Below are 13,152 nucleotides of genomic sequence, written 5' to 3' on the forward strand. Positions count from 1 at the left end.
AATGTTATTCATAATATAAATATTTATTAAATAGATAAATATATTCATATTAATTATAAATTAACCAGAAGCTGACCTGGTATTGAAATAAGGCTTGAAATTAGTTAATAATTTGTCTTTGATAATACATTGTTACAGATGACAGCAACCATTCATAGAATCATATTTTTGTTATTTATTATTTAACTCATTTATATACACCATTTAAAAGCTATTTGCAGCCAATCAAATCAAGTTTGCTTCGTGAATGTTATTAAAAGGAAATTTAAAAATTGAACAGGACCTACAGTATCGTCTGGAGCGCCGTGCGAAATATGTATGTCGTAGCTTCAGAACTGGCGCGAAGCCACAGCAAAGTTAAAATACAGGCGCACGCTAATGAAGTCGCCCCTTCTATTAAAAAGCCTGATTCAGGATGGGCAAGACACCATGCGCTGGCCCTGGCAATTGTTGCCGCGCTTGGCTTTGCCAGCCCGCTGGCCATCGCCGATAATCCGGTGTCATACACCGATGGGGTCAAGCACGACCTGAGCGACGATTCGCCGATTTCCTACTCAGGCACTGGTGAAGGTTCTGCACTGCACCTCGAAGGCCTTGCAACGCCCGAAGGGGGCTGGCAGGCAACGTCGGGTACAGGTACAAATGTCGTGATTAACACCAACGGCGGCGGCGATCCTGTTCAGGGAACTCATGCTATCGCCACGGCAGTTACCCTCAACAAGGGCGCAACACTTGACCTGACCGGGGCGCAGATCTCTACGGAAGGAACCTACACGGCAGGTATCGACCTCCAGGCGCAAAGCAGCATGACGCTGAATGGCGGGAGCATCCAGATCGGAAGTAATTACGGCATCCTGACCCTCTCTGGCGAGTCATGGGCTGCCCTGATTGGCACCGACGTTACGGCAACGACGCAAAGCCGTAGCAGCATAGTGTCACAATCAGGTAGCACGCTTAACATTAAGGACGGGAGCGTAATTACGCTGACAAACGGCCAGGTGCGCGTAGTAGGCGAGACGACATACAACTCCTGGCTGAATGTGTCCGATAGCACGATGAGCTCCACGGGTACGGATAGTACGCTTCTTGTGTCCAACAAGGGCGTTCTTGATATTACGAACTCTACCGTCACGCACGATAATGCCACAGGCGCCGCTATTGAGGTGAAAAACGCCTCAACGGTGAGCATCTCTGATGATAAAGATTCGATGGCCATCAACTCCAAAGGCATCGGTATTAAAATCCTCGCCTCCAGCGTGGATATTAACGGCGCCACCATCAACGCCGACGGCGACGGCATCTTTATAACAAGCAAAGGTAAAAGCGGTGGGTATGATGATATCAACGCGCTGACGGTTAACAAAGCACAGGTTAATTCAGAGACGATTGCGCTGCATGTGGACTCTGGCACGACGATTAACGATCCTATCGTGCTAACCGATAGCGCATTTGACGCGCCGGCAGTGATCAAGCTGGGCAGCAAGGCGGTCATTCAGGCCGACAATACGACATTGAACGGTGACGTTGTTCAGAGTGACATGTCATCGTCATCGCTGTCTTTAAGCCAGGGTTCCACGTTAACCGGTAGTGTAGATGCGATGTTTACTACACTGTCGCTCGACGATACTAGCCAGTGGAATATGACCGACTCGTCAATCATCGGCAACCTGACCAACAACGGCGACATTACGCTGAACAACGAGAGCGGTTCGACAGGCACGCTGCTGACGGTGGGCAATACCCTGACCTTGCAGGACGGCAGCCAGATAAACGCGACGCTGGATACCGCCAACAGCTCGCCAATTATCAAAGCCGCCAACGTGACGCTGGATGGGACACTGAACCTTAGCTCAGCGGCCACCTTTGTCGCGCCCGAAACCGACGAGCAGTTAGGATCGTTCACGCTAATTGATTCGCAAACCGCGATTACTACCGATTTTGACAGCGTAACGCTGGATGCCGACACCTCTGCTATGCCGGATTACCTGACGATCAACGCGGGCGTTGATGCGAATGATAATACCAACTACGTGTTGTCTACGGGCCTGAGCTGGTACGCGGACGCAAAATCTGCGCGCGTTGCGCACGGCACCTTTACCGTTGACGCAGGCGATACCTTTACCGTCACCAGCGAACTGGATGAAACCGCGGCCACCTCCAACTGGGACGGTAAAACGCTGTTCAAAGAAGGCGACGGTACGCTCGTCCTCAGCAACACGGCGAACGACTTCGGCAATACCGACATTAACGGCGGTACGCTGTCTGCGAATGATGCCGCCGCGCTCGGCAGCGGCGACGTGGCCATTGCAGAAAACGCAAAGCTTGAGTTGAGCCAAGGCACGCTGGATAACAACGTGACCGGCGAGGGCCAAATTGTCAAAAGCGGTAGCGATGAGCTGATCGTGACCGGCGATAACAACTACAGCGGCGGTACCACTATTTCCGACGGCACGCTGATTGCTGACCATGCAGATTCGCTGGGTACCGGGGCTGTTGCCAACAGCGGCGTGCTTCAGGTCGGCGAAGGCGAGCTGGAAAATACGCTTTCCGGCAACGGTTCGCTGATGAAAACCGGTACGGGCGAGCTGACGTTAAGCGGCGACAACACTTACTCCGGCGGCACCACTATTTCCGGCGGTACGCTGATTGCCGCCAACGTTAACGCGCTGGGCGGCGGTGATGTCGATAACGCGAGTACGCTGAAGCTGGACGCGGAGGGCGAATTCAACCTTGCGAATGTCACGACCCAGTCTGGAGCAACGACTGAGCTGTCCAAAGGTACGACGCTCAACGTCGACTCGCTGACTCAGCAAGCCGATAGTACGCTGAATATTGACCTCAGTAAGACTAATGGTGAAAGCGCCATTACCGCTGACAGCGTCTCGTTGGCTGGTGCGCTCAACATTACCGGGATCGGCAACGTCACAGACAGCTGGACGCCTGAGGCATACACCTACACGCTGATTGACAGCGACAGCGCCATTACGACCGATTTCAATGATTTGACCGTCGCGGGAATGAATAGCGAAGATGTTGACTTCCTGACCATCGACGGAAAAGTCGACGAAGCAGATAGCACAAACTATGATCTGACGGCCTCCCTCTCCTGGTATGCGGACAGAGACAACGCTTCTACCGACGCCCACGGCACCTTTACGCTAAGTGACCCTGACGGCAGCTTTAACGTTGCGGCTAAACTGACAGATGTTGATGACGCGCTGGATCCGGGCAGCACATGGGACGGTAAGTCGCTGACCAAAGAAGGCGCAGGCACGCTGATCCTCTCCGGCGACAACGACTACAGCGGCGGCACTACAATCAATGAAGGTACGCTGGTCGCCGCCAGCACGACGGCGCTGGGCACCGGTCTGGTGGACAATAACGCCACGCTGGTACTGGACGCAGACGGTGAAGTCAGCGCGGTGGGCGGCATCACCACTCATGGCGGCGCGACGACCCAACTGGCGCTCGGCACCTCGTTGGATCTCGGCGACAGCGCGTTAATTCAGGAAGATGGCAGTACGCTGAACGTTGAGCTGAATAGTGACTCAGCGCAACCGCTGATTACCGGTGGCAGCGCCACGCTTGGCGGTGATTTGGTCGTCAGCGACGCCAGCCTACAAGCGCGCGCCTCCGACGCGGAGTTCCAGTCCTTTAAACTGATGGATATGGACAGCGATATCAGCGGCGACTTTACCAGCCTGACGATGAACCTCACCGACAAGCCGGACTATCTGACCGTAACCGGAACAATCAATCCTCAAGACCAGTCTGAATACCTGCTTACCGAAGGGCTGAGCTGGAATGCGACCGCCACGTCAGCGACGCCAGCACACGGCACCTTCACTCTGGGCGCAGGCGATAGCTTTGAAGTCACCAGCGTACTGGGCGATAAAACCGGCAACGGCGGCTCGCTTTACCTGAATACCGTCCTGGGCGACGATGATTCGGCGACCGATAAGTTGGTCATTACCGGCGATGCCTCCGGCACCACCGATCTGTACATCAACGGCATCGGCGATGGGGCGCAGACCACTAACGGTATCGAAGTGGTGGATGTTGGCGGCGTATCGACCAGCGATGCGTTTGTGTTAAAAAATGAGGTAAACGCCAGTCTGTATACCTACCGTCTGTACTGGAATGAAAGTGACAACGACTGGTATCTGGCGTCAAAAGCACAGTCTGATGATGACGACAGCGGTGGCGATGTCACGCCTTCGGACGACGGCGGCGACGGTGGCGATGTCACGCCTCCGGACGACGGCGGCGATGTCGCACCACAGTACCGTGCGGATATCGGCGCGTACATGGGCAACCAGTGGATGGCGCGCAACCTGCAAATGCAGACAGACCCTCTATGACCGCGAGGGCAGCCAGTATCGTAACGCTGATGGCAGCGTCTGGGCACGCTTCAAAGCGGGTAAAGCGGAATCAGAGGCTGTCAGCGGTAATATCGATATGGACAGCAACTACTCTCAGTTCCAGCTAGGCGGCGACATTCTGGCTTGGGGTAACGGCCAACAGAGCATTACCGTTGGCGTCATAGCGAGCTACATCAACGCCGATACCGACAGCACCGGTAACCGTGGCGCAGACGGTAGCCAGTTCACCAGCAGCGCCAACGTAGACGGCTACAACCTTGGCGTCTATGCCACCTGGTTTGCCGATGCCCAAACGCATAGCGGCGCGTATGTCGACAGCTGGTACCAATATGGTTTCTACAACAACAGCGTAGAGAGCGGTGATGCGGGATCTGAATCTTATGATTCAACCGCTAATGCTGTCTCGCTGGAAACCGGTTATCGCTACGATATTGCGCTTAGCAACGGTAATACTGTCAGTCTGACGCCGCAGGCGCAGGTTGTCTGGCAGAACTACTCAGCGGATAGCGTGAAGGATAACTACGGCACCCGGATCGACGGTCAGGATGGCGACAGTTGGACAACGCGCCTGGGTCTGCGTGTTGACGGCAAGCTGTACAAAGGCAGCCGTACGGTTATCCAGCCGTTTGCTGAAGCCAACTGGCTGCACACCAGCGATGATGTGTCGGTATCGTTTGATGATGCCACGGTGAAACAGGATCTTCCGGCTAACCGTGCGGAGCTGAAAGTGGGTCTGCAGGCAGATATCGATAAGCAGTGGAGCGTTCGCGCTCAGGTTGCCGGGCAGACTGGCAGCAATGACTTTGGCGATCTGAACGGTAGCCTCAATCTGCGCTATAACTGGTAAGTTAGACAAAACCGGGCGGGTATTCCCTGCCCGGTTTTGAGGCGAATGACAAACCGGTTGAGCGTCGGATTGTGGCTACACCTTATCCGACGTGGCGCGTGGGTTGGCTGAGGTGAAGTCGAAACCCAACATCGCGCTGCAAAAGGTGGGGGAGTGTTGGATTACGTTCCCGGCGTGACGGATTTGACTTCACTTTCAAGCCAGCCGTCCTCCAGCCGCGTGGTCATGATATCGCCTGCTTTGACCTGTTTGATCTTTTTCAACACCTTGCCGTCCGTTGTCGTCGAAACCGTATAGCCGCGCGCCAGCGTGGCTAACGGGCTGACCGCTTCCAGATGCGTGACCGCGTTGCCAAAACGCTCGCGCTGTTCGCTTAACCGTGAGCGGATATTCTCCGTCAGACGATATTCCAGCTGTTGGATGCGCGACTGCACGCGGTGAATGCGCGGCTGCGGATTTTGCTGGCTCAGGCGTTGACTTACGCGTTGCTGACGCTGAGTGGCCTGCTTAATCCTGGCCTCAAGCGCAAATCCCATCCGTTGGCGTAGACGTTCCAGCGCGGTTTGCTGACGGGCCAGACGTAGTTGCGGATGTTGTTGTTGCAGACGGTGAAAAATCTGCGTGAAACGACGGCTGCGGTTGGCGAGGTAGTAGTCCATCGCCATGCCCAGACGCTGCTGGGCGGACTGGATCTGACGCAACAACTCCTGCTGGTTACGGCTGACAATTTCTGCCGCTGCTGATGGCGTCGGCGCGCGCAGGTCGGCGACAAAATCGGCGATAGTGACGTCGGTTTCGTGACCGACGGCGCTGACCACCGGAATACGGCTGGCAAAAATAGCCCGCGCCACGCGTTCGTCGTTAAAACTCCACAAATCTTCCAGCGAACCGCCGCCGCGTCCGACGATCAGCACGTCGCACTCGCCGCGCGTGTTTGCCAGTTCGATAGCACGAACGATCTGCCCCGGCGCATCGTCGCCCTGTACCGCGGTTGGATAGATAATAACGGGCAGGGATGGGTCACGACGCTTCAACACGTGGAGGATATCGTGCAGCGCCGCGCCGGTTTTCGAGGTGATCACCCCAACGCAGTGGGCCGGGGAGGGCAACGGCTGTTTATGCTGCTGATCGAACAAGCCTTCGGCATGGAGTTTGGCTTTTAGCTGCTCATACTTCTGCTGCAACAAGCCTTCGCCAGCCGGCTGCATACTTTCGGCGATGATTTGATAATCGCCGCGCGGCTCGTACAGCGTAATGTTGGCGCGTACCAGCACCTGCTGCCCGTGCTGCGGGCGGAACGTCACCCGGCGGTTGCTGTTGCGGAACATCGCACAGCGCACCTGAGCGGTATCGTCTTTGAGCGTAAAGTACCAGTGGCCCGACGCAGGCTGCGTGAAATTAGAAATCTCGCCGCTGATCCATACCTGTCCCATCTCCTGTTCTAACAGCAGACGAACCGTCTGGTTAAGGCGGCTTACGGTAAAAATTGAGGAAGTTTGAGAGGATAACATGTGAGCGGGATCAAATTCTAAATCAGCAGGTTATTCAATCGATAGTAACCTGCTCACGGGGGATCGCAAGCACTATTTGCAAAAAAATGTAGATGCAACCGATTACGTTCTGTATAATGCCGCGGCAATATTTATTAACCTCCCAGGTGAGATATTGCCCATGCTACGTATCGCTAAAGAAGCCCTGACGTTTGACGACGTCCTCCTTGTTCCCGCTCACTCCACCGTTTTGCCGAATACTGCTGATCTCAGCACGCAGTTGACGAAAACTATTCGTCTGAATATTCCTATGCTTTCTGCGGCGATGGACACCGTGACGGAAGCGCGCCTGGCAATTGCCCTGGCCCAGGAAGGCGGCATCGGTTTTATCCACAAAAACATGTCTATTGAGCGCCAGGCGGAAGAAGTTCGCCGCGTGAAGAAACACGAGTCCGGCGTAGTGACCGACCCGCAGACCGTCCTGCCAACCACCACGTTGCATGAAGTGAAAGCCCTGACCGAGCGTAACGGTTTTGCGGGCTATCCGGTGGTGACTGAAGATAACGAGCTGGTGGGTATCATCACCGGTCGTGACGTGCGTTTTGTGACTGACCTGAACCAGCCGGTGAGTGTTTACATGACGCCGAAAGAGCGTCTGGTGACCGTTCGTGAAGGCGAAGCCCGTGAAGTCGTGCTGGCAAAAATGCACGAAAAACGCGTAGAAAAAGCGCTGGTCGTTGATGATAACTTCCATCTGCTTGGCATGATTACCGTAAAAGATTTCCAGAAAGCGGAACGTAAACCAAACTCCTGTAAAGATGAGCAGGGCCGTTTACGTGTCGGCGCGGCGGTCGGCGCAGGCGCGGGCAACGAAGAGCGCGTTGACGCGCTGGTGGCGGCAGGCGTTGACGTCCTGCTGATCGACTCTTCTCACGGTCACTCTGAAGGCGTGTTGCAACGTATCCGTGAAACCCGTGCTAAATATCCTGACCTGCAAATCATCGGCGGCAACGTCGCGACGGGCGCAGGCGCTCGCGCACTGGCGGAAGCCGGTTGCAGCGCGGTGAAAGTCGGTATCGGCCCGGGTTCCATCTGTACCACTCGTATCGTGACTGGCGTGGGCGTTCCGCAGATTACCGCTGTTTCTGACGCAGTTGAAGCGCTGGAAGGCACCGGGATTCCGGTTATCGCTGACGGCGGTATCCGTTTCTCCGGCGACATCGCCAAAGCCATCGCCGCAGGCGCGAGCGCTGTCATGGTCGGTTCTATGCTGGCGGGTACCGAAGAATCCCCGGGCGAAATCGAACTCTACCAGGGCCGTTCTTACAAATCTTACCGCGGCATGGGCTCGCTGGGCGCGATGTCCAAAGGTTCCTCTGACCGTTACTTCCAGAGCGACAACGCCGCCGACAAACTGGTGCCGGAAGGTATCGAAGGCCGCGTAGCCTATAAAGGTCGCCTGAAAGAGATCATTCACCAGCAGATGGGCGGCCTGCGCTCCTGTATGGGGCTGACCGGTTGTGCTACCATCGACGAACTGCGTACTAAAGCGGAGTTTGTGCGTATCAGCGGTGCGGGTATCCAGGAAAGCCACGTTCACGACGTGACCATCACCAAAGAGTCCCCGAACTACCGTCTGGGCTCCTGATTTTCTTCGCCCGACCTTCGCGTCGGGCGATTTATTTAATCTGTTTCACTTGCCTCGGAATAAGCGTCAATGACGGAAAACATTCATAAGCATCGCATCCTCATTCTGGACTTCGGTTCTCAGTACACTCAACTGGTTGCGCGCCGCGTGCGTGAGCTGGGTGTTTACTGCGAACTGTGGGCGTGGGATGTGACAGAAGCACAAATTCGTGACTTCAACCCAAGCGGCATTATTCTTTCCGGCGGCCCGGAAAGCACCACCGAAGAAAACAGCCCGCGCGCGCCGCAGTATGTCTTTGAAGCAGGCGTGCCGGTATTTGGCGTCTGCTACGGGATGCAGACCATGGCGATGCAGCTTGGCGGTCATGTAGAAGGTTCTAATGAGCGTGAATTTGGTTACGCGCAGGTCGAAGTGCTGACCGACAGCGCGCTGGTTCGCGGTATTGAAGATTCCCTGACCGCCGACGGCAAACCGCTGCTGGACGTGTGGATGAGCCACGGCGATAAAGTGACGGCGATTCCGTCCGACTTCGTGACCGTAGCCAGCACCGAAAGCTGCCCGTTCGCCATCATGGCTAACGAAGAAAAACGCTTCTACGGCGTACAGTTCCACCCGGAAGTGACTCACACCCGCCAGGGTATGCGCATGCTGGAGCGTTTTGTGCGTGATATCTGCCAGTGTGAAGCCCTGTGGACGCCGGCGAAGATCATCGACGACGCCGTGGCGCGCATTCGCGAGCAGGTAGGCGACGATAAAGTGATCCTCGGTCTCTCCGGCGGCGTGGATTCTTCCGTAACCGCAATGCTGCTGCACCGCGCGATCGGTAAAAATCTGACCTGTGTATTCGTCGACAACGGCCTGCTGCGTCTCAACGAAGCCGAGCAGGTGATGGACATGTTTGGCGACCATTTTGGTCTGAACATCGTTCACGTACCGGCAGAAGATCGCTTCCTGTCCGCGTTGGCTGGCGAAAACGATCCGGAAGCGAAGCGTAAGATCATTGGCCGTGTTTTTGTGGAAGTGTTCGACGAAGAAGCGTTGAAACTGGAAGACGTGAAATGGCTGGCGCAGGGCACCATCTACCCTGACGTCATCGAATCTGCGGCGTCTGCAACCGGTAAAGCGCACGTCATCAAATCTCACCACAATGTTGGCGGCCTGCCGAAAGAGATGAAGATGGGGCTGGTTGAACCGCTGAAAGAGCTGTTCAAAGACGAAGTGCGTAAGATTGGTCTGGAGCTGGGCCTGCCGTACGACATGCTGTACCGTCATCCGTTCCCGGGGCCGGGCCTCGGCGTACGTGTACTGGGTGAAGTGAAGAAAGAGTACTGCGACCTGCTGCGCCGTGCTGATGCCATCTTCATTGAAGAGCTGCGTAAGGCGGATCTGTACGACAAAGTCAGCCAGGCGTTCACCGTCTTCCTGCCAGTACGCTCCGTTGGCGTAATGGGCGATGGTCGTAAGTACGATTGGGTGGTCTCTCTGCGTGCTGTCGAAACCATCGACTTTATGACCGCGCACTGGGCGCACCTGCCGTATGACTTCCTGGGTCGTGTTTCCAACCGCATCATCAATGAAGTCAACGGGATTTCCCGTGTGGTGTATGACATCAGCGGTAAACCACCGGCTACCATTGAGTGGGAATAAGTCGATAACCCTTCCTGTGTTTTCATGAACAGGTAAAAGTGAATTTAACCCTCTGTTTTTGCAGAGGGTTTTTATTTATGTGCATAGATGCATTTTCTGTGTAGTGCACAGCTTCTGGCGGCAAAGCACTGCATCGACACAATAGTGGGTTTCACTGGCAGCACACAATCAAATCTGACAGTCGGCTTCGAGCGAGGTGCGGACATTGGTAGCTTCAACAACATGACTGGCATTGAGGTGTATTAATCAACGGGAAGCAGGTCAGTTTACTCCGCCAGCCCGACTTTTACGAAAGGGCTACCATGACTACGCGATTTTTTGATTAGCTTGCCAACGTATAATCCTCTGATTTCTGGTGATGCGATTCGTCCAACAAATTCTGAACGGTTGGTTTCGGGGGGGGATGACCAATTCCCGGGTAAAGTATTGCTGAGAGCCTGCCTTCAACCAGCACTGTATCTCGTAAACTTCCATCACCAAACCGCCGTAGGTGGCGTATGCAAATTGTAGGTTTTCATCTTTTGGTACTTTTGCCCAGACGCCACGCGTAGCTTCATATAATGCAAGTGCACTCATGCCAGACTTGTAGGTGCTGTTTAGCAAAAAAGCGAGCCCGGCATGTTCAGGTGCGATTTCCGTCTCTTGCTTAAGAAGAAGATGATTGAGCTCATCCAGCGTGATTCGCCCCATAAGGGAGCTGCTTCCTCGTACTTTGTTGGTCAGTTCTCCAACACCCAAGAGATCAATACATGTTGCTTCAACAAGCTTCGCGGTTGCCTCATCCATGCCATGGCGTAGTATGTCGATACCCAGATTTCCTGTTTTTAACAGATGATTAATTCGTTCTGATTTCGGAGAGTCATCATTATACTTTATATGATCAAGGCAGCGTTCTGACTTGCCTTTGCCTATATAAAACGGCTTCTTAGCTGCATCTTCAGTGTCATAAAATGCATAAACATAGAACTTAGCCATCCCTAACGCTTTTGAGTATTTTGAAAAATCTTTCAAACCTTGCTTCCTTAAGGCAAAAGTACTTAATTTTACTATCGGCACTATAGTTCAGAACTTAAGCGCAAAACAATTAGCGTATAGATTGACCTGCGTCCATTGATGAATATGGGCCAAAGTTAACAACGTCCGCTATTGGCACAGACCTGCCTGTCAGATTAGGTTTAGGTCTGTGCCATAGCTATGTCAGGTCAAATCTGAGCTAATACACATAAATGATTAGCGAAATCAGTTAAACCAGCCGCTTGCCTTTTCCTCACGGGCTTTACCTTCGCTTTGCAGCAGATCGCGACCGCCTTCAGATAGATTTCTGTTTGCATCAGCATGAGATTGAATAACATCTGTCTGGGCAGCTTTACTTTTCAGCTCTTGATCGATGAATTCATTTTCTCTTTTTACCCGGGCCTCTTCCCTGGCCAGCGCCAGTTTTTGTTTCTGAATTTCTAAACGACGAAGCTCATCTTCGTAGCTTTGATCGCGCGCTTTATCTTGCGCGGCTTCCGCTGCCAATTTTGCTTGCCGTGCTTTCCGTTCAGCTTCTGCCGCTTTTGCTCGCTGCTTAGCAACCGCTGCCGCATTGGCTTGCCTTTGTCTTTCCTGTTGAGCCTCTTGATCTCGTTTGGCTTGCAGAGCATCACGCTGTCTGTTTTCTTCATTTTTTCCTTGCTGTTCAGCCTGGGCTACCGCCGCAAGCTGATCCTGCAAAGAAGAAGATAAAACCGAGCCGCTTAGAGTGAATAAAACAGCGCCTAAAATAACTTTCTTCATAAAATCTCCCGATAGTTAGCTTTTCTCAGGACATTTCGTATTGGGTTGAATTCGCGTTTCGTTATCTTTGGTCGATATCACCATAGCCAGACCGGTGGTAAATTGGCACGTTTTTCCCACCTGGGTGGAGGTATAAACCTTCGTTCCTTCTTTGTAAGTCAAAGATACGGCTTCAACTAACGTTTTATCTTTAACCAATGACCCCGCCGCTGCGCCAACGGCTCCGCCGCCAACCGCGCCGGCAGTAGTACCCAAACCGCTACCTGAGCCCACGTTATGACCAGTAACGCCGCCCGCTACAGCCCCAAGAATTGCGCCGAAGGTCTGAGCGGTTTTTTTATTGGCGGTGTTATCTACGGCAACTTTCGCTGGCAAAACAGAGATAATATTGACGGTCTTTGTTTCTTGCTTCGCGTTTAACTGCCCGGTTTGGTAAACATCTGCGGCGTAGTCATCCGCATTGGACTGGCATCCGGCAAGAGAAAAAGAGGCAAACAAAACCAGAGGCAAAGCATTTTTTTTTTAAATTCATCACAATTCCTTGTTTAGGTAATAACGCAAAAAGGAATGTATTTAAGACTAATCTTAAAAAAAGTAAACTATCGTTTCTTGTAGTTGATTGTTTTTTTTAGACTAAAAAACAAAGCATTAGATGATACGATGCTTTGTTTTTATCGGTTCATGCTAAGCCAGGGAAGGGGATAACAGAGCGCTGGATAACACGGCAAACCTGTGACGATAATACCGCCATCACTATTTTAACGGATAACAGCTTAACGTTGTCCCGGCGTGGTGACCGAAAGCGATGACTGTTGCGCTTCTTTTTTATCCTGATGGTGCTGCCAGGCGCCGATAGAAGAGTAGACGAAACGTCCAAAGAAGAAGAGAAAACTGATAAGCAGTACGATACGGGTCATGCGAGTGTTAAATCGATGTCGTTTTCGCATACTGTTGGCCTGACTTACAAAGGGTTCCTTAACGTTGGCCCAGCGGTATGGGCGGGATCAGGCTGGGTTCTTCAAAGGTATTATCAAGGCGAAGAACGTAACAAGCCTGCGTTCACTCTACATTAAGGCATACTGCGAACCGATGGTCAATTCCTCTTAATGTAAAATTGCGTCAGTTGATTTATCTTATATTGTTATGGAAGATAATTTTAGTATTTACATTAATAATAAATTAATGATAACAAAGAATAAAAAGACGAATAAAGGCTGCAGGAGAAAGGTAATAATTGACTTAAATCAAATGTTACTTTTGTTTAATAATTACAATCGATGACTATCGTGTGATGTATATCGCATCATCAATTTAAAGTCAGGTGGGATGCCTGTCTGTTAACGCCCCTTTGGGATTGGG

The 13,152-nt window shown here is 52.8% G+C and carries 7 protein-coding genes and 2 pseudogenes; 4 read left to right on the forward strand and 5 right to left on the reverse strand.

Annotated features, from left to right (window positions below):
- Window positions 1–272 precede the first annotated feature (272 nt).
- Window positions 273–5,229, forward strand: a pseudogene (locus AAYN39_RS13365) (autotransporter outer membrane beta-barrel domain-containing protein).
- 161 nt (window positions 5,230–5,390) lie between these two features.
- Here AAYN39_RS13365 and xseA read toward each other — a convergent pair.
- Window positions 5,391–6,740, reverse strand: a complete 1,350-nt coding sequence (xseA, locus tag AAYN39_RS13370) for an exodeoxyribonuclease VII large subunit (RefSeq protein WP_000953156.1) — start codon at window positions 6,738–6,740, stop codon at window positions 5,391–5,393.
- A 160-nt stretch (window positions 6,741–6,900) separates the two neighbouring features.
- Between xseA and guaB the strand changes: the two genes are divergently transcribed.
- Window positions 6,901–8,367 carry an IMP dehydrogenase gene (gene guaB, locus AAYN39_RS13375; RefSeq protein WP_000944174.1) on the forward strand — a complete coding sequence of 489 codons (1,467 nt, stop codon included), beginning with the start codon at window positions 6,901–6,903 and terminating at the stop codon, window positions 8,365–8,367.
- Between the two features lie 69 nt (window positions 8,368–8,436).
- Complete coding sequence (gene guaA, locus AAYN39_RS13380) at window positions 8,437–10,014, forward strand: glutamine-hydrolyzing GMP synthase (RefSeq protein WP_000138293.1); 1,578 nt, start codon at window positions 8,437–8,439, stop codon at window positions 10,012–10,014.
- 266 nt (window positions 10,015–10,280) lie between these two features.
- Here guaA and AAYN39_RS13385 read toward each other — a convergent pair.
- From AAYN39_RS13385 to AAYN39_RS13400, 4 genes and pseudogenes are all read right to left on the reverse strand, one after another.
- Window positions 10,281–11,025 (reverse strand): annotated as a pseudogene (locus AAYN39_RS13385) (hypothetical protein).
- A gap of 228 nt (window positions 11,026–11,253) precedes the next feature.
- Window positions 11,254–11,793, reverse strand: a complete 540-nt coding sequence (locus tag AAYN39_RS13390) for a DUF5384 family protein (RefSeq protein ID WP_000755800.1) — start codon at window positions 11,791–11,793, stop codon at window positions 11,254–11,256.
- A 15-nt stretch (window positions 11,794–11,808) separates the two neighbouring features.
- The gene (locus tag AAYN39_RS13395) at window positions 11,809–12,303 is read right to left on the reverse strand and encodes a glycine zipper 2TM domain-containing protein (protein WP_001131774.1); all 495 of its coding nucleotides are present in this window, start codon (window positions 12,301–12,303) and stop codon (window positions 11,809–11,811) included.
- A 263-nt stretch (window positions 12,304–12,566) separates the two neighbouring features.
- Window positions 12,567–12,740, reverse strand: coding sequence for a YfgG family protein (locus tag AAYN39_RS13400; protein WP_001231515.1), 174 nt, complete (start codon window positions 12,738–12,740; stop codon window positions 12,567–12,569).
- Window positions 12,741–12,936: 196 nt separating this feature from the next.
- Here AAYN39_RS13400 and AAYN39_RS13405 point away from each other — a divergent pair, with 196 nt between their 5' ends.
- On the forward strand, window positions 12,937–13,074 hold the full coding sequence (locus AAYN39_RS13405) for a hypothetical protein (RefSeq protein WP_001581698.1): 138 nt from the start codon (window positions 12,937–12,939) through the stop codon (window positions 13,072–13,074).
- Window positions 13,075–13,152: the final 78 nt, after the last annotated feature.

Origin of the sequence: Salmonella sp. K21076 (assembly GCF_039650795.1) — a bacterium.
Classification (GTDB): domain Bacteria; phylum Pseudomonadota; class Gammaproteobacteria; order Enterobacterales; family Enterobacteriaceae; genus Salmonella; species Salmonella enterica.

What these genes read in the sequence shown, in the direction of transcription:
- xseA (WP_000953156.1), bottom strand. Translation starts at nt 6,740, where the DNA reads ATGTTATCCTCTCAAACTTCCTCAATTTTTACCGTAAGCCGCCTTAAC.
- guaB (WP_000944174.1), top strand. Translation starts at nt 6,901, where the DNA reads ATGCTACGTATCGCTAAAGAAGCCCTGACGTTTGACGACGTCCTCCTT.
- guaA (WP_000138293.1), top strand. Translation starts at nt 8,437, where the DNA reads ATGACGGAAAACATTCATAAGCATCGCATCCTCATTCTGGACTTCGGT.
- AAYN39_RS13390 (WP_000755800.1), bottom strand. Translation starts at nt 11,793, where the DNA reads ATGAAGAAAGTTATTTTAGGCGCTGTTTTATTCACTCTAAGCGGCTCG.
- AAYN39_RS13400 (WP_001231515.1), bottom strand. Translation starts at nt 12,740, where the DNA reads ATGCGAAAACGACATCGATTTAACACTCGCATGACCCGTATCGTACTG.
- AAYN39_RS13405 (WP_001581698.1), top strand. Translation starts at nt 12,937, where the DNA reads ATGGAAGATAATTTTAGTATTTACATTAATAATAAATTAATGATAACA.